At 40.6% G+C, this 20,117-nt stretch carries 21 protein-coding genes; 13 read left to right on the top strand and 8 right to left on the bottom strand.

Going from position 1 to position 20,117, the window contains the following annotated elements; genetic code table 11:
* The first annotated feature begins 82 nt into the window (after nt 1-82).
* The 6 genes from OSH00_RS19430 to OSH00_RS19405 all read left to right on the top strand — a co-directional run bounded on the left by OSH00_RS19430 (nt 83) and on the right by OSH00_RS19405 (nt 6,522).
* Complete coding sequence (locus tag OSH00_RS19430; RefSeq protein WP_266131785.1) at nt 83-556, top strand: GNAT family N-acetyltransferase; 474 nt, start codon at nt 83-85, stop codon at nt 554-556.
* 92 nt (nt 557-648) lie between these two features.
* A complete protein-coding gene (locus OSH00_RS19425) occupies nt 649-1,173 on the top strand; it encodes a GNAT family N-acetyltransferase (RefSeq protein WP_266131784.1) in 525 nt (174 codons plus the stop codon).
* 94 nt (nt 1,174-1,267) lie between these two features.
* A complete protein-coding gene (locus OSH00_RS19420; RefSeq protein WP_266131783.1) occupies nt 1,268-1,750 on the top strand; it encodes a hypothetical protein in 483 nt (160 codons plus the stop codon).
* Nucleotides 1,751-1,959: 209 nt separating this feature from the next.
* On the top strand, nt 1,960-3,165 hold the full coding sequence (locus OSH00_RS19415; protein WP_196077524.1) for an acetyl-CoA C-acetyltransferase: 1,206 nt from the start codon (nt 1,960-1,962) through the stop codon (nt 3,163-3,165).
* Between the two features lie 11 nt (nt 3,166-3,176).
* The gene (locus tag OSH00_RS19410; protein ID WP_266131782.1) at nt 3,177-5,309 is read left to right on the top strand and encodes a 3-hydroxyacyl-CoA dehydrogenase NAD-binding domain-containing protein; all 2,133 of its coding nucleotides are present in this window, start codon (nt 3,177-3,179) and stop codon (nt 5,307-5,309) included.
* Nucleotides 5,310-5,526: 217 nt separating this feature from the next.
* Nucleotides 5,527-6,522, top strand: a complete 996-nt coding sequence (locus tag OSH00_RS19405; RefSeq protein ID WP_266131781.1) for a DUF2804 domain-containing protein — start codon at nt 5,527-5,529, stop codon at nt 6,520-6,522.
* Nucleotides 6,523-6,652: 130 nt separating this feature from the next.
* Here the strand turns inward: OSH00_RS19405 and OSH00_RS19400 are convergent, their stop codons facing one another.
* A complete protein-coding gene (locus tag OSH00_RS19400; protein ID WP_266131800.1) occupies nt 6,653-7,528 on the bottom strand; it encodes a metal-dependent hydrolase in 876 nt (291 codons plus the stop codon).
* Between the two features lie 67 nt (nt 7,529-7,595).
* Nucleotides 7,596-8,471, bottom strand: coding sequence for a metal-dependent hydrolase (locus tag OSH00_RS19395; protein WP_266131780.1), 876 nt, complete (start codon nt 8,469-8,471; stop codon nt 7,596-7,598).
* A 154-nt stretch (nt 8,472-8,625) separates the two neighbouring features.
* Between OSH00_RS19395 and OSH00_RS19390 the strand changes: the two genes are divergently transcribed.
* Entirely contained in the window at nt 8,626-9,660 is a 1,035-nt protein-coding gene (locus OSH00_RS19390; protein WP_266131779.1) for an AraC family transcriptional regulator, read from the top strand.
* Between the two features lie 70 nt (nt 9,661-9,730).
* On the opposite strand, the gene OSH00_RS19385 is transcribed toward OSH00_RS19390, so the two are convergent.
* Nucleotides 9,731-11,056 (bottom strand): Na+/H+ antiporter NhaC family protein, encoded by a 1,326-nt coding sequence (locus OSH00_RS19385; RefSeq protein WP_266131778.1) that lies wholly within the window; start codon nt 11,054-11,056, stop codon nt 9,731-9,733.
* A gap of 422 nt (nt 11,057-11,478) precedes the next feature.
* Here OSH00_RS19385 and trpA point away from each other — a divergent pair, with 422 nt between their 5' ends.
* From trpA to OSH00_RS19365, 4 genes are read left to right on the top strand one after another with little or no spacing between them, the layout of a single operon-like run.
* Nucleotides 11,479-12,282: a tryptophan synthase subunit alpha gene (gene trpA, locus OSH00_RS19380; protein ID WP_196077517.1), complete on the top strand. Its 804-nt coding sequence runs from the start codon at nt 11,479-11,481 to the stop codon at nt 12,280-12,282.
* A complete protein-coding gene (accD, locus tag OSH00_RS19375; RefSeq protein ID WP_266131777.1) occupies nt 12,279-13,175 on the top strand; it encodes an acetyl-CoA carboxylase, carboxyltransferase subunit beta in 897 nt (298 codons plus the stop codon). The genes trpA and accD overlap by 4 nt, the downstream gene beginning before the upstream one ends.
* Complete coding sequence (gene folC / locus OSH00_RS19370) at nt 13,172-14,461, top strand: bifunctional tetrahydrofolate synthase/dihydrofolate synthase (RefSeq protein ID WP_266131776.1); 1,290 nt, start codon at nt 13,172-13,174, stop codon at nt 14,459-14,461. The genes accD and folC overlap by 4 nt, the downstream gene beginning before the upstream one ends.
* Nucleotides 14,452-15,453, top strand: coding sequence for an SPOR domain-containing protein (locus tag OSH00_RS19365; protein WP_266131775.1), 1,002 nt, complete (start codon nt 14,452-14,454; stop codon nt 15,451-15,453). The genes folC and OSH00_RS19365 overlap by 10 nt, the downstream gene beginning before the upstream one ends.
* Before the next feature lie 19 nt (nt 15,454-15,472).
* Here the strand turns inward: OSH00_RS19365 and OSH00_RS19360 are convergent, their stop codons facing one another.
* From OSH00_RS19360 to OSH00_RS19340, 5 genes are all read right to left on the bottom strand, one after another.
* The gene (locus tag OSH00_RS19360; protein WP_266131774.1) at nt 15,473-16,060 is read right to left on the bottom strand and encodes a dual specificity protein phosphatase family protein; all 588 of its coding nucleotides are present in this window, start codon (nt 16,058-16,060) and stop codon (nt 15,473-15,475) included.
* A gap of 2 nt (nt 16,061-16,062) precedes the next feature.
* A complete protein-coding gene (locus OSH00_RS19355; RefSeq protein WP_266131773.1) occupies nt 16,063-16,878 on the bottom strand; it encodes an MBL fold metallo-hydrolase in 816 nt (271 codons plus the stop codon).
* A 114-nt stretch (nt 16,879-16,992) separates the two neighbouring features.
* Complete coding sequence (locus OSH00_RS19350; RefSeq protein WP_266131772.1) at nt 16,993-17,262, bottom strand: hypothetical protein; 270 nt, start codon at nt 17,260-17,262, stop codon at nt 16,993-16,995.
* A 41-nt stretch (nt 17,263-17,303) separates the two neighbouring features.
* Complete coding sequence (locus tag OSH00_RS19345) at nt 17,304-17,921, bottom strand: L-threonylcarbamoyladenylate synthase (protein ID WP_266131771.1); 618 nt, start codon at nt 17,919-17,921, stop codon at nt 17,304-17,306.
* A gap of 601 nt (nt 17,922-18,522) precedes the next feature.
* Nucleotides 18,523-19,188, bottom strand: coding sequence for an elongation factor P hydroxylase (locus OSH00_RS19340; RefSeq protein WP_266131770.1), 666 nt, complete (start codon nt 19,186-19,188; stop codon nt 18,523-18,525).
* A 97-nt stretch (nt 19,189-19,285) separates the two neighbouring features.
* Between OSH00_RS19340 and OSH00_RS19335 the strand changes: the two genes are divergently transcribed.
* Complete coding sequence (locus OSH00_RS19335) at nt 19,286-19,849, top strand: YceD family protein (protein ID WP_005031131.1); 564 nt, start codon at nt 19,286-19,288, stop codon at nt 19,847-19,849.
* Nucleotides 19,850-19,923: 74 nt separating this feature from the next.
* Nucleotides 19,924-20,109, top strand: coding sequence for a 50S ribosomal protein L32 (gene rpmF, locus OSH00_RS19330; protein ID WP_004830240.1), 186 nt, complete (start codon nt 19,924-19,926; stop codon nt 20,107-20,109).
* The last annotated feature ends 8 nt before the right edge of the window (nt 20,110-20,117 follow it).

Here is a 20,117-nt window from a genome sequence, read left to right as displayed (position 1 = left end):
GGGCTTTTTTATGTCCCATTATTTTGTTGAGGTTTTTTTCTAATATATGATGGGAAAGGTTTAAACAATAAGGCATTAAAAGATGATTAAACTCGGGCAGTTTGATGACATACAAGTACAAAATTTGCTTCGCATTCATTTGGCGGGCATGCATGAAAATTCACCGATTGAAAATAGTTTTGCTTTAGACCTTTTCGCCTTACAACAGCCACAGATCAGTTTTTATACCCTTTGGGATCAAGATGAGCTTTTAGCATGTGGCGCTCTTCAAGAGCTATCACCGATTCATGCTGAAGTAAAATCAATGCGGACTCATCCTCAACATTTAGCTAAAGGCGCAGCGACTACAGTCTTAAAACATCTTTTGCATATTGCACAGTTGAGAAAATATCAAAAATTGAGTCTTGAAACAGGGACACATCCTTCTTTTGAACCAGCAATTCATTTGTATAAAAAGTTTGGATTTATCAAAGGCGATGCTTTCTCAAATTATCAAGCTACCGAATTTAATCAGTTTTATCATTTAGACTTGTCTGTTACATCATTGATTGCATGATATTATTTAAAGTGGAGAGGTATCTCAATTTCAAACTTTTGAAGGGGAGAGTTTGATCAAACTTAACGCTAAATGTATGGCTAGATAAATAAATGACATGTTTAATTAGAAGAGTCCAGACCTCAGATATCGCACGTTTAATTGAAATCGAAAAATCGGCAGCACAAGCTTTTTTAAATATTCCTGAACTGGCTTGGTTGGCAGACAGCTCGCTTTTGTCTATAGATGACCACATGCGATTGATTTCCCAAGCATACGGCTTTGTTTCGATAAATCCTGAAAATAACGCCACAGGATTTTTATATGCTGAAAAACAAAACCAGGATTTATATATTATTGAATTGGATGTGGATGGTACGTTGCAAAAACAAGGAATTGGACGGCAGTTGCTTGAGTATGTTATCGATTATGCCCACAAACATGATTTTTCAAAGGTCACGTTAACGACATTTAATGATGTGGTTTGGAATCGCCCATTTTATGAGAGTCTAGGTTTTCAAAAGCTGGATGACGATGATTTACCAGATTATCTGCAAAAGAAAATTGCACATGAGGTCCAATGTGGCTTCAATCGAAAAAGTCGCTGTGCGATGAGATTGGATATTTTATCCATCTAAAGCGAATGCAAGATGAAAATAGATTGATTTGCTGGTTGTTGTTTATTCAGTATTTAACAATCAAGATGTGGTGTAGGACAGTATGTGGATGTTGATGAGAACAATTTCAGATTATACTTTTATCGACATTATTTTAGGTGTTTTTATCACTGTAGAAGATGCTGAAAAAGCTAGAACACAGTATATAACATACCGTAAAGATCATGATCCTTGGCGTAATCAAGCTTATCGCGAGTCGTCTTTAGATGATGATCTCCGTATTATTGCTATGGATGGTGATTTTCAAAATGAGGAAATTGTCTTTGAAATCAGTCAATATCTTGAGAGTTTTGGACAAATTGTAAGAACTTTAAAAGCGATAACGCCCACACAAACTGAAGCGATTGCGTATATTCAACAATTAGAAGCAGTAGAACATGATTTTCCTCAATTTGCTGAGATCGACTATTTAGAAATTGGTACATTACATTCAGACTTAAGTGAAGATCAACCAATCAGCTATCCAAGAAATGAAACTGATCTAGCCCAGACAGGCAAAAGAAAATTCAGTGATATTCTCAATATTGATTTTGTTTAGCAACATGATCGTAATTCTTATATGAGTTTTAGTATGTAATGAAGAATCTGTGGTGCTGAGACATGGGCATTCAATTCTCTTTAAATTGCAGCTTTTTTTCAATTGACAAAAAATATCAAGCGACTATTCCGTTCTCGTCATTGATCTCTCGACTTTATAAAGTACACTCGAAGCACATAACAATCTAGAAGTCATAAGAAGGAACAGCTATGAGCGAGGCTTACATCATTGATGCCATTCGCACACCACGCGGAAAAGGAAAAAAAGATGGATCACTCTATGAAGTGAAACCAATCACTTTATTGACCACATTACTCAATGAGTTGAAAGATCGCCATCAATTGGATACTTCAAAAGTTGATGACATTGTATTGGGTTGTGTGACGCCAATTGCGGATCAGGGTGGAGATATTGCCAAAACTGCCGCGATTGCAGCAGGTTGGGATAATGATGTGGCAGGCGTACAAATTAACCGCTTCTGTGCATCTGGTCTGGAAGCTGTGAATATGGCTGCTCAAAAAGTCCGTTCGGGTTGGGAAGACATTGTGGTTGCGGGTGGCGTAGAGTCGATGTCCCGTATTCCAATGGGTTCAGATGGGGGACCTTGGGCGCTTGATCCTGAAACCAACTTGAAATCACATTTTGTACCTCAAGGGATTGGTGCTGATTTAATTGCAACCCTAGATGGTTATAGCCGTTCGGATGTGGATGAGTTTGCTGCAAATTCACAACGTAAAGCAGCTGCGGCACAAACAGCAGGCTATTTTGATCGATCTGTGGTGGCTGTGAAAGACAAAGCAGGAGTGACGATTCTTGAAAAAGATGAATTTATCAAGCCACTCACTACAGCGGAAGGCTTGGCAAAGCTGAATCCAAGTTTTGAAATGATGGGCAGCATGGGTTTTGATGCAATTGCTTTACAGCAGTATCCAGAAGCGCAGAAAATTAATCATGTACATCATGCCGGAAACTCATCAGGAATCGTGGATGGGGCCGCTGTGGTGCTATTGGCATCTGAAAGAGCAGTAAAAGAACAAGGTTTAAAGCCTCGTGCCAAAGTACTGGCAACGGCTTTGGTGGGGACGGATCCCACGATTATGTTGACAGGACCCGCTCCCGCTGCACGTAAGGCATTGGCAAAAGCAGGTCTGACGATTGATGATATTGATCTATTTGAAGTCAATGAAGCTTTTGCGTCGGTTGTGATGCGCTTTATGACCGAATTGAAAGTTCCTGCTGAAAAAGTGAACGTCAATGGTGGAGCGATTGCAATGGGTCATCCTTTGGGTGCAACAGGTGCAATGATTTTAGGTACATTGTTGGATGAATTAGAGCGTCAAGGGAAAAAACGTGGTTTAGCGACCTTGTGCGTGGGTGGTGGCATGGGTATTGCGACCATTATTGAGTTGGTTTAAGGAGAAGAATAATGAGTGCAATTCAATATGAAAAAAATGCAGATGGCATTGTTATTCTAACGATGGATTCTCCGAACCAATCTGCCAACACCATGAACGCTGATTTCCGTGTGGCTTTAGAAAATGTTGTTTCAAAGCTTAAATCTGAAACTGATCTCAAAGGTGTAATTTACCGTTCTGCAAAAAAGACTTTCTTTGCAGGCGGTGATTTGGATGAATTGATCGAAGCAACACCTGAGCATGCAACTGAATTTTTTAACATGACAGCAAAACTCAAAGACGATCTACGTGCGATTGATACTTTGGGGGTACCTGTGGTTGCTGCGATTAACGGGACTGCTTTAGGCGGCGGTTGGGAAATTGCTTTAAGTTGTCACTATCGTATTGCGCTAAACGACCCCAAGATTAAATTGGGGCTACCTGAAGTAACTCTGGGCTTATTGCCAGGTGGTGGTGGTGTGGTGCGGATGGTACGTCTGCTCGGATTGCAAAATGCCTTTCCATTTCTAATGGAAGGCAAGCAGTTTGGTGTCGACAAAGCGAGATCGCTAGGCTTGGTCAATGAACTCGCTGAGAACGAGCAAGACATGCTCGACAAAGCCATTGCTTGGATCAAAGCGAATCCGAAATCACAACAGCCTTATGATGTAAAAGGCTATAAGATTCCTGGTGGAGATCCAAAAACACCAGCTGTTGCTCAAATTCTCGCGATTGCTCCTGCCATGTTAAGGGACAAAACCAAAGGATGCTATCCGGCACCAGAAGCAATCATGGCTGCCGCAGTAGAAGGTGCCCAAGTTGATGTGGATACAGCTTTCCGCATTGAAAATCGTTATTTCACTTACCTTGCAACAGGGCAAGTCGCGAAGAATATGATTGGCACATTCTGGCATGGCTTAAATGCGATTAAAGCTGGGGCGAGTCGCCCTAAAGAGATCGCAAAATGGCAGGCGACCAAGGTGGGTGTATTGGGTGCAGGCATGATGGGTGCAGGGATTGCTTATTCAACGGCAATCAAGGGCATACAGGTTGTTCTGAAAGACATATCTGTTGAAAATGCTGAAAAAGGCAAAGCATACAGTCAAAAACTTTTGGACAAACGTGTTTCTCAGGGGCGTATGACTGCTGAAAAGCGTGATCAAATTTTAAGTTTGATTACTGCAACAGCTTCTGCTGAAGATTTAAAAGGCTGTGATTTGATTATCGAAGCAGTTTTTGAGAACCAAGAATTAAAAGCCAAAGTGACTCAAGAAGCTGAACAGTTCCTGGTCGACGGTGGTGTAATGGCTTCAAATACCTCAACTTTGCCAATTACGGGATTAGCCAAAGCATCTAAGGATGCTACCCATTTTATTGGTCTGCATTTCTTTAGTCCAGTCGACAAAATGCAATTGGTGGAAATCATTAAAGGTAAGAATACTTCTGCTGAAACTTTAGCAAAAGCCTATGACTATGTGCAGCAAATTGGTAAAACGCCTATTGTTGTCAATGATAGTCGTGGTTTCTTCACCAGTCGTGTTTTTGGCACCTTTGTACAAGAGGGTTTGCGTCTGTTGCATGAAGGCGTTCATCCGGCACGTATTGAAATGGCGGCATTGAAGGCTGGTATGCCAGTGGGTCCACTTGCGATTCAGGATGAAGTCGCATTAACACTTTCTGAACATGTGGCTAAAGAAACCCGTAAAGCATTGCAAGCAGAAGGCAAGGATTTACCACTTTCAGGTGCAGATGATGTGATTGAAACGATGATTCACACTTTTGAACGTAAGGGTAAAGCAGCGGGTGCAGGTTTTTATGAGTACCCTGAGGGTGGGAAAAAACACTTGTGGGAGGGATTAAGCCATTGGAAGAAAGATGTGGATATTTCTGAGCAAGAAATGATTGATCGCTTCCTGTTTGTACAGGCACTGGATACTTTGCGTTGCTATGAAGAGCATGTATTGGAGTCTGTTGTCGATGCCAATATTGGTTCAATTTTCGGAATAGGTTTTGCACCGTGGACTGGGGGGGCGATTCAATTCCTCAACCAATATGGTCTGGAAAAAGCGCTGGCTCGCGCAAACTCATTGGAAGCAAAATATGGTGAGCGTTTTAAAGCACCACAAAAATTGATAGATCAGATGCCATCAGGGAAAATTATCTGATGGATTGAACGAATTAAAAAAATAGGGCAATTGCCCTATTTTTTATCCTCTCTTTTTTGATTAAATACTATACATTTATGACACTTTTCTTCAATATAATGCGCGTGATAATTTTTACGATTTGATATCAATCAGGTTGCTATATGTGGAAAAATAGCAATAATCAAAATATCGACTAAAGTCTAATATTTCCCTTATAAAAGGATTGGGAATTCACATGGATTTAATACAAAGTAACGGTCAGCCACGTTATGGGCGCTTTAAAGAGCTGCCCAGCAAAATTAATGTTCATGATTACGTATATAAAACACCCTATGGAAAGACACTAACAGGATGGCGCAAGCATTTAAAATATAAGAAGTTTAAATTTTGTGGTATTCAGCATGGACCGTATTCTATTGGAATTGCGATTGCGGATATTGGTTGGGCTGGACACGGTTTTATCTACATATATGATCATACAAATCAAGAGGTTTTAGAGTGGAATGCAAATACCATTTTAGGACGTGGCACTTCGCTTGATGAACAGCCTTTATATAGTCAAAGCCATTTTAGCAAGTCGCCTTTTGAATTCGAAATGCAACATGCTAACGGGGTACGCTATATCCGTGCAACACGTCATGGTGAAGAACAGTTAAAGGCACGAATATTTTGTGCTGGCACTGAACCTTTAAGCTTATGCAGTCCCAACGGGATTAATGGATGGACCTATACCCAAAAGAAAACAACATTGGCGGTTGAGGGGTTTTTTGTTAATAAGCGAAAACAAGTGATCGATTTTAATGATCAATCACTGGCATCCCTAGATGATACTTGTGGATTTTTAAGACCTGAAACGGCATGGTTTTGGTTATCCTGCAATTTTTGGGATCAACAAGGCAAACGTATTGGTTTAAACCTTGCATCAGGCGTCAATGAAAGCTTTGGGAATGAAAATTGTCTTTGGGTCAACGGGACATTGTACAGTGTTGCTGATGTATTATTTGAAAAAATAGATAGCAATCTATGGTCAGTACGTTCTCTGGATCAGAAACTTAATCTCCATATAGATACGGGATGGCGAAGATTTGAAAACTTAAATCTACGTTTGGTGGGGAGTCAGTTTAGCCAATGGCAATCACGAATCAGTGGTCACATCGAATCAGAAACAGGTGAAATCATTCAGCTTAATCAAGAGTATGGTTTGCTTGAACAGCATTATGCAAAGTGGTAAGACTCAGTTTAGAGTCAAATATTGAAGTGAGTGTTTAGGAAAAAAAAGCAACATAAGATGGGTTTGGATAAAATCTTATGTTGCTGAAAAATTAATCAGGTAGCGAAATCAGCTGAATGGTTTTAATGCTTTATCGAGCAGCCTGCCAAAACGCTTCACCTGCTTGGATTGGATCATTGGTTTCAGCCAAAGTATCGACCCAGACTTGATATTGTTGAATGACTGGATGTTGACTCGGATGAAAATCAGCTTTAAACCAATCCAGATATTGTTGACGCATGGCAGTTAGTTTTCCGGATTTACCAAAAAACCAGGGAATACCTTTAAGTGCGAATTTGGCGCGTTGCAGATGACCAAACCCATCATGTTTTAACATCACATTGGCACGGTAAAAGGTGAAGCCAAACATCTGTAGTGTCACAAAAGCCAGCGCAAACTTACGCAAAGGCTCAGAAACCTGCCCGACATCTTTCATCACATCAAATGCGACATCACGATGTTCCATTTCTTCAATTGAGTGCCAAGCAAAGAGTGCACGTACAAAGGGGTGTACATCGGCTAAAGTTTCTTTATGACTATAAAAAGTTTCTGCCATAAGTGCAGTGAGATGTTCCGCTGCAGCGGTCATGGCAATGTTGTATTGCTTAGAGCGGTGTTTGAGGATGTATTCAAAATGCTCACCCATAAATTTAACAAACTGATTCACAGGCATGCCTTGGCGTTGCATTTCCTGATTCATTTTGTCATGGGCCAGACCGTGTTGTGCTTCTTGCTTAATGAAATCTGTCACACGTTGTTGTAAATCTGGATCGGTGATTTTATCGCGAAGGGCTCGCACACTTTGGATAAAATAGCGTTCTCCCACTGGAAAAGTGAGGCTCAATGCATCGAACATACGTGTTCGAAATGGGTCATTAGCAAACCAGAAGCGAGGAACTTCATTCAATCTAAAGTCTAGATTTGTTCGGACTACAGGGTCAACTTGATGTTTTACATATGCATTCATTGTTTTATTTCTCGCAATATTGAGTTCCAAAACGGTTGGTAAATAAGCAGGTTGAGTTAAATCAAACCTATAAACCTGCTTGCCAAAATGCTTCGCCTGCCTGAATTGGGTCATTGGTGGCAGCCATGCTATCGATCCAAACTTGATATTGGCGAATCACTGGATGTTGGTTAGGATGGAAATCTTTTTTAAACCAATCCAAATATTCAGTTCTCATTGCAGAAAGAATACCTTGCTTACCCAAAAACCACGGTAAGCCTTGAGCCACCATTTTGATTCGTTCTATACGGCTGAAACCATCATGCTTTAACATGATATTGGCACGGTACAGCGTGAAGTTGAACATCATGATTGTCGTAAACGCCAAAGCGAAACGACGTAAATTATCAGGGACTTCACCTACTTGTTTCATTACATCAAAAGCCACATCCCGATGTTCCATTTCTTCTATGGAATGCCATGCCAATAAAGCTCGAACATATGGATGCGCTTCGGCTAAGGTTGCTTTGTGACGGTAAAAAGTTTCTGCCATAAGCGCGGTTAAATGTTCAGCTGCAGCTGTCATGGCGATGTTGTACTGTGGAGAGCGTTGGTTGAGTTCAAATTTAAAGATTTTCTGTAGAAGCTGAATAAATCGATCCACAGGCATACCTTGGTCTTTCATCACCTGATTCATTTTGTCATGTGCCATGCCGTGTTGAGCTTCTTGACGAATAAAGTCGGCAACCCGTTGCTGCAAATCTGGATCGGTGATTTTGTTTCGGAATAAACGAACACTTTCAATAAAGTAGCGTTCTCCATCTGGAAAGGTAAGGCTCAAAGCATCAAATAACCGGGTACGGAATGGATCTCCACCAAACCAAAAGCGAGGAACGTCTTCAAGCTTAAAATCGAGTTTGGTTCGAACGACGGGATCCACCTGATATTTAACTAATGCATTCATTTTGTTTTACTTGCATTGCTTTAGATGTTTTCAGTATGTCGGGAAATTACAGCTTTGTTTTGACAGATATTGCCAATTTTTATACATTTTATGACAGAATGAAAATTTAGAATGTCAAATTGGTTGATATGTAGAATAGAAAGAGTGCCAGCCTATGCAAGACCTTCAGATTCCGAACGGCTATTTCCATCTCTGGCAGATGTACTTGGCTGAACGAGGTGTGGATGTTGTAACACTTGATTTTTTGCAAACAGATGAAAAAAAACATTTGCTGAATATCCTGTCATTGCCTATCGATACGCAATCGGCTTATCTATTCTTTCACCAATTGATTGAAAAAACCAAACAGGCATTCGATTGCCCCCAAATTGTTTTTGAAATGGCGGAATATGTTCGACCTGAACATTTTGGGGTGCTGGGTTATATGGCATCACGAAGTACTACTGTTGCCGAAGCATTGCAAAATATTATGCGTTTTAGTCGCTTGGTGATTGATGGGGATGAAGTTATACCCATGCAGATGCAACAAAAAGGGCAATATGTTCATTTAATTTGGCCATTTCACCACGATAAATATATTTTAATCAATGAATTTACCAATGCATTGATGATGCATCTTGCACGGAAAATCGTACCCCCCAATCAATTTCCCCTGCAAGCAGTACACTTTGCTCATGCCCCTCAGATGGCGCTCTATCATTATCAAAAGTTCTATGCTTGCGAGGTGTTATTCAATCAACCTCACTATAGTTTTGTATTGCGTATGGATGGCTTGGAACTGAAAATACAACAAGCTGATCCGTCTTTGATGCAGCTTTTGGTCAAACAGGCAGAAGAAGCGATCGCAGCTAAACCTCGCTATAAAACCATTGCCCAACAATTGCATCTTATCGTGGCGGAGTATTTAAAACTCAAAGAACAAGCGCCAAAGATTGAAGATGTTGCACAGGAGCTACATATATCGACGCGTACTTTGCAACGTCAACTCAGCGAGTTGGATAGTTCTTTTAAAAAGATTGTTGAAAGTGAACGCATGAAACGATGTGAATTTTTGCTTAGCGGTGACATGCAGCTTTCTGAAATTGCAATGCGTTTAGGTTATTCGGACCAGTCCGCTTTGGCCCGAGCCTATAAAGCATATAGTGGGCAAACGTTGTTAAAAAAGAAAAAAGACTTACGGTCTTTGTAAATCCTTTGCAAAAATTAACTCAGTCAATATGATGGTGGACTAAGTTAATTTTTATTCATGTACATGATTTCTATTTTAATTTTGGAAATCTAAATGCGATAGCCAAAATTGCAAATATTGCCAAGACCCAGCAGTAATAAATGGAACCGATGAGTTCTACAGGTGAAAGTTTAGCGATTGAGCAAGCGAGTAGAAGTTGTGCACCATAGGGAATGATGCCTTGAATCACACATGAAAAAATATCCATGAATGCAGCAGCACGTTTGGGATCTACACCATATTCTTTGGCAACTTCTCTTGCCATGTCACCCGATAAAATAATTGCAACCGTATTATTGGCAACGAATAAATTAGAGAAAACCACTAAAAAACTGATGCCAATTTCGCCTGCACGTTGTCGACCTATATTAAATCGTCGAGTTGCAGCATAAATGCGTTGAATTAACCACTCTAAACCACCTTCTTTTTGCATAATGGCAGAAAGCCCACCTAAAAACATGGAAAGTAACGCAACTTCAAACATTCCCACAAATCCGTCATAAATTGCGTTATTTAATTTGAGTAAATTCAATTCCGGGTTTGCCACCAAACCGATTAAAATAGAAAGGATAATACCGATCGTTAACACTGCAAGCACATGCAAACGGGTAAAAGCCAAAAAGAAAACAGCCAGATACGGCACAATCAAGCCTAAGTTATAGCTTTTATATTCAATGAGTTGAGATTGATGGCTGGTCAAAAAATAAATTAGGATGGTGATGATTGCAGCAGGAAGTGCAATCCAAATGTTGACTCGAAATTTGTCGCGTAGTTCTACATTTAAACTTCTTGTTGCAGCAATGGTGGTATCTGAAATCATTGATAGATTATCGCCAAACATTGCTCCACTGACGACAGCTCCTATGGCATAGATGGGCGGAATTGCAGTGGCTTGCGAGAATCCAAAAGCAATCGGTGCACAAGCTGCAATAGTGCCCATTGATGTGCCCATTGCAGTTGCAATGAAGGCAGAGATCACAAACAGCATCGGCAAGACAAATGTCGGGGGGATGATGGACAAACCAAATTGAACAGTGGAGTTCACACTTCCAATGTTACTGGTCACACTCGCAAATGCACCAGCCAACATGAAAACCATAAACATGAGGATCAGGTTTGGATGACTTGCTCCATTTAAAAATGCTTCAATTGCTGAGTTTATTTTTCCTTTATACAGCAGAATGGCCAATATGATCGCAGGCAAAGCAGCGATCGGGGCTTTGACTTGATAAAAAGCAAACTCAGTACCAATGATGGTGTGGTAAATACCGCTACCTAAAAAAATGGCTAAAAATACAATAAGTGGCAATAGCGCAAGCGCACTGGCTTGTACTTTAGCCTGTGGAAATGTGGTCATAAGAGGAGATAAAAAATCAGAATCCCGCGTAGTATAAACAGCTTTTGCAATTTCTGAAAAATGATTGTGTATGCTCTAGATGTGCTTTTCTTACCCTATATTGATGATTTGTTTTTATTTTTTTAAAAATATGCGTGATTTTCATTACATTAAAAATAGGTAACTTTGATCATTGTCCTCAATTTGAAAATAGCGCTAAATGTGCACATGGGTTGTTTTATTATTTGTCATATAAAACAAGATACGTTTGAGCGACTATGTGACTCTATCCTTTGAGTAAAAAATAGCGTTACAATGCGGTGTCTTGTATTTATACATTTGGATGATGGAAGATAATAAGTCAATGAATTTTAAATTCATCTCAGTTGTCTGATCGTCTAAAAACTCCTCAAGTTTGAACAATTCAAGGAATGTACAATCCTATGTCACGTTTAGCCACTCGTTTTGCACAACTTAAATCTCAACAGCGTAAGGCTTTGGTTTCTTATGTGATGGCGGGTGATCCACAACCTCATGTAACGGTACCTCTGTTGCATCAGATGGTTGAAGCAGGCGTAGATGTTGTAGAACTTGGATTACCATTTTCCGACCCGATGGCAGATGGTCCTGTAATCGCACTTGCAGCAGAGCGTGCTCTGGCTGCCGGCACCAACACACTTGACGCTTTGAATATGGTCAAAGCATTTCGTCAAAAAGACACCACTACACCTGTGGTTTTAATGGGATATTTAAATCCTGTTGAGGTCATTGGGTATGAAAAGTTTGTGTCTTATGCCAATGAATGTGGCGTAGATGGCGTGTTGCTGGTGGACTTACCTCCAGAAGAAGCAAAAACACTAGATGACGTATTGCAAAAATACGATATGGATCAAATCTTTTTGCTTGCACCAACCTCTACAGAACAGCGTATTCAACATGTTGTGAATCAAGCCAGTGGTTTTATTTACTATGTGTCTCTAAAAGGTGTTACCGGCGCTGCAACATTGGACACGACCGAAGTTGCAACACGTATTCAAAAAATTAAAAGCTTTACCGATATTCCTGTCGGGGTGGGCTTTGGAATCAGTGATGCTGCTTCTGCTAAAGCGGTTGGTCAAGTTGCAGATGCTGTGATTGTCGGAAGTGCATTTGTCAAACCTTTTGCAAATCTTGCACCAGAACAAGCTGTTGAAGCAGCAGTGAATAAAGTCAAGGAGCTTCGAGCGGCGCTCGATGAGTTAGTATGAATCAAGAAGTGAAATCAGGGAAAATCCTCAGCGCAACTACGCCGTGGACAGATCGTAAAGTTCCAGGCATTGATATGCCTGATCAACAACAAACACTCAAAGCGACGTTTACTGAACCAACCATTGAGTGCCCTGAATGTCATGCACTCGTGACTCGTACAGCAATGTCTTTTAATGCTTATGTTTGTCCGTCATGTGATGAACATTTGAAAATGAAAGCGCGTGATCGTTTGAACTGGTTCTTTGATCAAGTGAACCATGAACTTGGTCAAGAGTTTGTTGCGAAAGATCCTCTACATTTTGTCGACAGTAGACCTTATCCAGCACGTTTGAAAGAAGCACAGGATAAAACAGGTGAAACTGAAGCATTGGTAGCCATGCAGGGGCAGTTGAAAAATATTTCAATGGTGGCCTGTGCTTTTGAGTTCGACTTTATGGCTGGATCAATGGGTACTGTTGTAGGTGATCGTTTTGTACAGGCTGCTGAAAAAGCCATCAAAGACAAGCAACCATTAATCTGTTTTGCAGCTTCTGGTGGTGCGCGCATGCAAGAAGGCATGCTGTCTCTTATGCAGATGGCACGTACTTCAGCTGCAGTTCAAAAAATGAAAGATGCACATCTACCTTATATCGTGGTGTTGACGCATCCTGTTTACGGCGGCGTTACTGCATCTTTGGCAATGTTGGGAGATGTACAGATTGCGGAACCTAAAGCCATGATTGGCTTTGCAGGTAAGCGCGTTATCGAACAAACCGTACGTGAGAAACTTGAAGAACCGTTCCAACGTGCGGAATTTTTGCTTGATCATGGGGTGGTCGATCAAATTGTTCATCGTCATGCATTACGTGATACTGTATATCGTATTGTAGCGAAACTGATGAACTTGCCTTGAACAAAGAAACAGCACCTTTAAATACTGATAAATTACAAACATGGCTCGATTATTGGAGCCATGTTCACGTTACAGGAATCGATTTAGGCTTAGAGCGTGTCCTTCCTGTTGCTGAACAACTCGGAATCCTGCATCCCGATGCGAAAGTAATCACTGTCGCTGGGACCAATGGTAAAGGATCAACCACCACAACCCTCGCCGCAATTCTAAATGCACAGGGCTTCAATGTCGGGTTATACCAATCTCCTCATATCTATCGTTTTAATGAGCGTGTTAAATTAGCGGGTCAAGAAGTTGACGATCAAACTCTGATTGATGCTTTTGTTCAGGTTGACCAAGCACGTCGCATGTGTAATCTGTCCTTGTCCTTTTTTGAAGCAACCACATTGGCTGCCTTCGTTATTTTTAAACAAAAGCAATGTGATGTCTGGGTGCTTGAAGTCGGGCTGGGCGGTCGTTTAGATGTAGTGAATGTGATTGATCCTGATGTTGCTGTGATTACCAATATTGGGCTAGATCATACAGATTGGCTGGGTGATACCATTGAAAAAATTGCTTTCGAAAAAGCAGGGATTATTCGCCCAAATATTCCTGTCGTATTTGGCGGCGTACAAACCTTACCGCAAGCGATTCAGGATAAAGCACAACAATGTGATGCAACGTTATTTGCGGTTAATCGTGATTATTTTTTTCAGTTATCTAAAGATGGTCAGTCTTGGGATTTCGCCAGTTCGGGAACAACATTAAAACTTCCTACAGGGCATCTTGCTTTAGAAAATATTTCTACTGCTGTCGCCGCAGTTTTGCTCAGTGATTTAAATGTTTCGCAACAGGCAATTGCTCAAGGCATCGAAAAGGCACAATTGGCTGGGCGTTTTGAAATTAGAAAAATACAAAAGAAAACAGTCATTTTTGATGCGGGGCATAATCCGCATGGTGTTGAATTTTTGTTAAAGCAATTGCGAAAATTCTTAGAATACAATAAACAGTACACAGAAGTTGTCTCTATTTTTTCAATGTTGTCTGACAAAGATATAGATTCTGTAGTCAAGTTGTTGAAAAATACTGTCTTAAAGTGGAAAATTGCTCCATTAACTGTGCCGCGTGCAGCATCAATGGAACAGTTGCATACAGCATTGCAGAATGAGACAGTTGAACAGTTTGATTGTGTACAAGCCGCATTTCAATCAGCGCTTGCAGAAACCAATAATAATCAGCTGATTTTGGTGTGTGGTTCGTTCCATACCTTAGAAGCGGTCTGGGAGTATTTAGAAGAATGTCAATGAATAACAAACAACGCTGGATGGGCGGTGTTGTTTTATTAAGTGGTGGTGTTCTATTGGCGGCATTACTTCTAAAAGGTAAAGAAGAAATCCACCAAAGACAGGCTGAAACACAACCTGCGGGTCAAACTCAGCCAAACAAAACTACGCCAGCGGGTGAGCCTGTGCAATTGCAACCATTGACTGTGGATGTTGCAACGGAAAAACGCCTGTTGGAAGAGCAAAAACGTGCTCGTGAAAAGGCTGTGGCTGAGCAAGAAGCTAAAGCTGCGGAGTTTTTACGGATGCAACAACAGGCAGAAGCGGATGCTGCACGCAAGGCTGCTGAAGAATATGCAGCAGCAAATGCAAGACGTGGTGCGGCGGCAGCGCAAGAGGGTGCAGATATTCCACCTGAGCTGGTGCAAGACGAGAAAGCCAAAGCGCAGCAGAAAGCCGCCGAACAGAAACAGCTTGAGCAACAAAATGCGCAGTTGAAGCAGAAAGCCGAAGCTGAAAAAAAGCTCGCTGAGCAGAAGCGACAAGCTACCGCAGAAGCAGAGCGTAAGGCCGCTGAGGAGAAAAAACGTAAGCTAGAAGAACAACAAAAAGCTGAAGATAAACGTAAAGCAGAAGCTGAAAAGAAAGCTGCCGCTGAGAAAAAACAAGCTGAAGAGAAGAAAGCAGAAGCAGAGAAAAAGCGTAAAGCTGAAGAAGCTAAAAAGAAAGCTGAGGCAGAAAAAGCACGTGATTTACTGGAAAATGGTGATAAGCAATGGATGGTGCAAGTTGCGCTTGCAGCCAATGAAGCCAATGCGGATGCCGTTGCGGCAAAACTACGTGCCAAAGGTTATAAAGTGACCAAGAGCCCAACTTCAAAAGGGATTCGTATCATGGTTGGACCATCTAAAGATCGTGAAGGCGCAGATGCGGCACGTAAGAAAATTAATGCAGATGACAGCTTGGGCATGAAGTCTGCATGGGTAATTGAATGGGTGCCTTTAGACCGCCGTTAAATGGTATGGATGGGGGTATTCAAGATGGATTCGTGAGTTGCTCACGGATCCATTTTATATTTTCAGGGGTAAAAATTTTTTCAATATTGATCCAAATTGGATGAAAGCCATAACCACCATGCTTCATTTCTTTTAGTGCATCATCGACTGACCAGTTTTCAAAAATAATGCGATACATGGCAACACTTGCCCCAGTACGATCCGACCCGTGATAACAATGAATCAGGACTTTTTTATGGTTTCTTTGTGCGATTTGAATCGTTTTCATGACTTGAAGTAAATCATCACGATCTATCGCCCAAGTATTGATTGGAACATGCACCAATTCAAAGCCATGTTGTGCCAAAACAGTTTTATCCCGATCACGGCTCCTTAAATTAATCACCACAGTGATATTATGCTCTTCTAAGGCTGGGATAATCTCTGTGCTGGGCTGTTCACTACGAAAAACTGTGTCACTGATACGATAGAAATTATAGTGTTTATTCATCACAGTGCCCCATTGTTGAGGACGTTGATGATCAGGAAGTGTTGATGTGGTGATGCAGCCTGTCAAATTTAAACTGAGGCAGACCAAGGCGGTCGAGGCAAGTAATTTCAATCTCATGATTATTTTACAAGGTATCGGTCAAGTTCAACTGGATCATGCGCACAGATTATTTCAATATGTGGCTCATTTTGGGCAAGATGTTGTATTCCAGCAAGTGTTTTTAAACGAGCTGTATTGTTCTCTGCGAACAAGCGTTCCAGCTTATCCAGTAGTGGAAGTTTATGATTTGGATCTAATTCCAAATGACTGTAATAGGCATCACCACAAAAGAAAACCCATCCATTTTGTTGTTTAATCGCTATACCACAATGACCCGTGGTATGTCCCAGTAATGGAATCAGTAAAATTTCATCATTAAATATGTGAAAACCCTGAACCTTGTGAAAATTAAACCAAGATTCTCCATTCTTGGGTTCAAGGAAGTTCCAGTGACGATGATTTTTAAATTGTTGTGGGCGATAACGTAATTTATTCATCATTGAGAGGTTCTGAGCGGCATTATATTCACTGGATAGAATATGAATCGTGGCTTGAGGAAAGTCTGAAATCCCTCCAGCATGGTCCAAGTCCAAATGACTGACTAAAATATGTTTCACATCAGAAGGCTGAAAACCGAGTTGTTGAATTTGTGCAACTGCGGTCAGTGAGAAATCAAATTGAATTGCACTCATTTTGGCGAATAATCGACCTAGACGTGCTTGAGGATGAAGATAATCTTGACTCCCAAACCCCGTATCGATGAGTACCAATCCCTTATCCGTTTCCACCAACAGACAATGACAGACCATTTTGGCATGTAAACCTTTTTGTCCATACAGTGGTGCACAGATAGGGCACATCGTTCCACAATGCAAGTGATGAATGTTGTATATCATAATGACACTTTGTTTTTAGGATTATGCTTTGTTTATAAACTGAATTAGCAAAAATACCAATCTAAAAATAGACAAAAAGTGATGAACATTTTTTGTTGAATCTGAATTTTAATATTATTCAATGAATTTACTGTTTTCGATAGCATGTTCAATGATTAAATGACATATATCTCTTAAACACGTATTTCGAGATTCAAGACGCAAGAGCAAAGATTTAATTTCCAGAACATCTAAGAAGTAAGTGAAATTGTCATTCCGTATTTTTCTATTGACCGGTATATCCTGTAATTTGACCAGAGATTCTGGCGTCCACGGCTGTTCTACAAATAGACTTTGCTGAATCTGCAATTGATGAATATTCAGTATGGCGGTAAACAGATCCATTTGATCTGACTTCTAAAAAGTTTGGAAAAAATGATCGGCGCTTATTCAAAAGCGCTGACATCACCGACACCATGACGGATAATTTCAGGATTTGTACCTGACAAGTCAACAATACTGGTTGTGGTTAAAGTACCTAAACCACTATCAATAAAAACATCAATACGTTTTTCAAGTTGTTGTTCAATATCATAAGGATCATCCATAGGTGTATCTTGACCTGGCAAAATTAATGTACTGGTCAATAAGGGTTCACCTAATTCTTTTAACAACATTTGACAGACGGGATTGCTTGGTACACGCAAACCAATGGTTTTTTTCTTTGGATGCATTAAGCGACGAGGTACTTCACTGGTTGCCGGTAAAATATAAGTGGTGACTGCGGGTGTATTGGCTTTCAGCAGGCGATACATTGCATTGTCTACTTTGGCATAGGTCGCAATATCTGATAAGTCTGCACAAATAATGGCGTATTGATGTTTAGCCCCCAGACCACGAATCTGGGCGATACGTTCCATGGCATTTTTATTTCCAATCTGGCAGCCTATGGCATAAGCAGCATCTGTTGGATAGACCACAACATCACCTGCTCGAATTCTTTCGACAGCTTGACTGATTAAACGCGGTTGAGGGTTGTCAGGATGTACTCTTAAATGCAGCATATTTATTCTCCTGATTTATTATCTATTCATATATGGTATTGAAAATAAATGGTTAAGAACACCATTATTTGTAATTTTATTTGAATCCATGAGTATTTTAATCACTGATGTTACACAGCAACGCTAAATCATATTTGTCTCTTGAATAAAATAGATACGCGGACATCATCCGCAATTGTCTGAGGCAGGGCTGCTTCTCATTTTTAAAGTATTTGTGATACTCAGAATATTTTGACAGACATGGTCGAGTAATACGATGAACAGTGATGTCGCTGCACAAGATGGTTGCCTTTACGGAGCTTTGCTCCTCATTTTGAAAAAAAACAGGTCTAACTGAAGGTTATTCCCTAAATTTAAACTTTTGGTGTAAGACTCTGCCATATGTGTCTATATTTTCAGCATGGGTAAATCCAACTCATACCAGGTGCATAATATCAGTCAATAATCTTAGATGCATGATGAGTATATTTTGAATATGGCATTCACTAAAAGCGGGGGCGATCTGGTGCTGAAGAGTGAATCCTGATTGTCAGTTACATCCTCAGCACAAGAACAAGGTGGTCAAGAGAGTTGATGAAGATGGTTGAGACAATGTACTGGATTAGTTGTCTAAATCCTTTCGATTAAATTCAGCACTTTGTAATGTTTTGCCACTTCGAGTGTATGCACAAATACATTCAATAAAGTGCTTTGCATCTCGAGGAAGCTTGCTTTCACCAGAGAAAAAGCATTGCACCTGAGCGTAAACATGGTCTTTAAATGCAGTACCATCACCACCTTCTCCAGTGAGATTATCCAGTGAGACTCGAAACTTCCGTCCAAATGCTTTAGAGAATAACCATTCTATGGCTTGAGGTTTGATTTCGACTTGTTCAAACAATGCTTGTTGTTCGGCTGTACGTCCGTCAGGCGCATACCAATAGCCTAAATCAGGCAATAATCGACGTTGTTCGCCGGCAATGGTCCAATGACTAATTTCATGTAAAGCACTATTGAAAAATCCATGTGCAAATTGAATGCGAGCGGGCTGGTCTTTTGTTGCAGGAAAATATTCAGGTTCAAAATCACCACGAACAAGCGTCACATTTAGGTGGGAAAACCAACGATTAAAGTGTAAGATAAGCCAATCTACTTGCTGGGCTTCTGTTTGTAAATTCTCCCATTGGGAGCGTTGCACATCGGTCACATTCAATGTGTTTTCAGAGGTTAAGCGGGTGTTAAACTGTAATGAAGTAGTGACTTCAGGTTGCGGCTGCAACTGATGCATGGCTTGTATTACTCAAGAGATCTGTCTAAATAAGTACAAAATTGTATCTTAATCTTTGACAGAGTACCTATGAATTTGTAGAATTGCCGCCTTAATTATGTCAGCAAATACCTTTCCGGCACAGATAGAGCCGTTTAAATGGGCTGAACAAGGCTTTACATGGTCAGGTACACTGCCATTGTCTCGCTTTGTTCGTATTTCCCGTGAAGCTGTTGGATCAATTGATGATCAATTGATCAATATAGACTGTAAGCTATCAATGGATGCGTATCATCGTATCGTATGGTTGGATGGTCATGTAGATACTAAAGTTCCGATGGAGTGCCAGCGTTGTCTGGATTCTGTTGAAATTCCTCTGGTTTCTGATTTCCATTTGGCTTTAATAGATGATGAGTCACTGATAGAGCGCTTGGATGAGGATGCTGATTTCATCGTATTAGGTGAAAGTGAAGCGACAACCAAGGGAGATTATTTAACCAATACTCCTGCGACTGTTGATTTACTTGCACTTTTAGAAGATGAATTGTTATTGTTGATGCCTTTGTCTCCTAAGCATGACGCTTGCGAACATAAGCATCAGCCAGCCGTTCAGGACATTGTTGAAGAAAAACGGGATAACCCGTTTGATGTTTTGGCAAGTTTGAAGGGTAAACTTAACTAAATTTTGTGTTATACTGTTAAGTTAAGACAACCGAATTTGTTCTGATCCATTTTTTCGATTTGTAAGGAGCCATCATGGCCGTTCAGCAAAACCGTAAAAGTCGCTCTCGCCGTGACATGCGCCGTTCACATGACGCTTTAACCGAGAATGCATTAACTGTAGACCAAACTTCAGGTGAAACTCACCGCCGTCACCATGTGACTAAAGATGGTTTCTACCGTGGTCGTCAATTATTCGCTAAAGCAGCTGATGCTGAATAATTGTTGAC

It is taken from the genome of Acinetobacter nematophilus, assembly GCF_026344175.1.
GTDB lineage: Bacteria > Pseudomonadota > Gammaproteobacteria > Pseudomonadales > Moraxellaceae > Acinetobacter > Acinetobacter nematophilus.
This window is presented reverse-complemented; position numbering and strand designations above follow the sequence as displayed.

Coding starts and splice junctions, on each gene's coding strand:
- accD (WP_266131777.1), top strand. CDS start 12,279: ATGAATCAAGAAGTGAAATCAGGGAAAATCCTCAGCGCAACTACGCCG.
- OSH00_RS19415 (WP_196077524.1), top strand. CDS start 1,960: ATGAGCGAGGCTTACATCATTGATGCCATTCGCACACCACGCGGAAAA.
- OSH00_RS19335 (WP_005031131.1), top strand. CDS start 19,286: ATGTCAGCAAATACCTTTCCGGCACAGATAGAGCCGTTTAAATGGGCT.
- OSH00_RS19395 (WP_266131780.1), bottom strand. CDS start 8,471: ATGAATGCATTAGTTAAATATCAGGTGGATCCCGTCGTTCGAACCAAA.
- OSH00_RS19360 (WP_266131774.1), bottom strand. CDS start 16,060: ATGAGATTGAAATTACTTGCCTCGACCGCCTTGGTCTGCCTCAGTTTA.
- OSH00_RS19350 (WP_266131772.1), bottom strand. CDS start 17,262: ATGGATCTGTTTACCGCCATACTGAATATTCATCAATTGCAGATTCAG.
- rpmF (WP_004830240.1), top strand. CDS start 19,924: ATGGCCGTTCAGCAAAACCGTAAAAGTCGCTCTCGCCGTGACATGCGC.
- OSH00_RS19390 (WP_266131779.1), top strand. CDS start 8,626: ATGCAAGACCTTCAGATTCCGAACGGCTATTTCCATCTCTGGCAGATG.
- OSH00_RS19385 (WP_266131778.1), bottom strand. CDS start 11,056: ATGACCACATTTCCACAGGCTAAAGTACAAGCCAGTGCGCTTGCGCTA.
- OSH00_RS19365 (WP_266131775.1), top strand. CDS start 14,452: ATGTCAATGAATAACAAACAACGCTGGATGGGCGGTGTTGTTTTATTA.
- OSH00_RS19410 (WP_266131782.1), top strand. CDS start 3,177: ATGAGTGCAATTCAATATGAAAAAAATGCAGATGGCATTGTTATTCTA.
- OSH00_RS19405 (WP_266131781.1), top strand. CDS start 5,527: ATGGATTTAATACAAAGTAACGGTCAGCCACGTTATGGGCGCTTTAAA.
- OSH00_RS19340 (WP_266131770.1), bottom strand. CDS start 19,188: ATGCATCAGTTGCAGCCGCAACCTGAAGTCACTACTTCATTACAGTTT.
- OSH00_RS19420 (WP_266131783.1), top strand. CDS start 1,268: ATGAGAACAATTTCAGATTATACTTTTATCGACATTATTTTAGGTGTT.
- trpA (WP_196077517.1), top strand. CDS start 11,479: ATGTCACGTTTAGCCACTCGTTTTGCACAACTTAAATCTCAACAGCGT.
- OSH00_RS19425 (WP_266131784.1), top strand. CDS start 649: ATGACATGTTTAATTAGAAGAGTCCAGACCTCAGATATCGCACGTTTA.
- OSH00_RS19400 (WP_266131800.1), bottom strand. CDS start 7,528: ATGAATGCATATGTAAAACATCAAGTTGACCCTGTAGTCCGAACAAAT.
- OSH00_RS19345 (WP_266131771.1), bottom strand. CDS start 17,921: ATGCTGCATTTAAGAGTACATCCTGACAACCCTCAACCGCGTTTAATC.
- OSH00_RS19355 (WP_266131773.1), bottom strand. CDS start 16,878: ATGATATACAACATTCATCACTTGCATTGTGGAACGATGTGCCCTATC.
- OSH00_RS19430 (WP_266131785.1), top strand. CDS start 83: ATGATTAAACTCGGGCAGTTTGATGACATACAAGTACAAAATTTGCTT.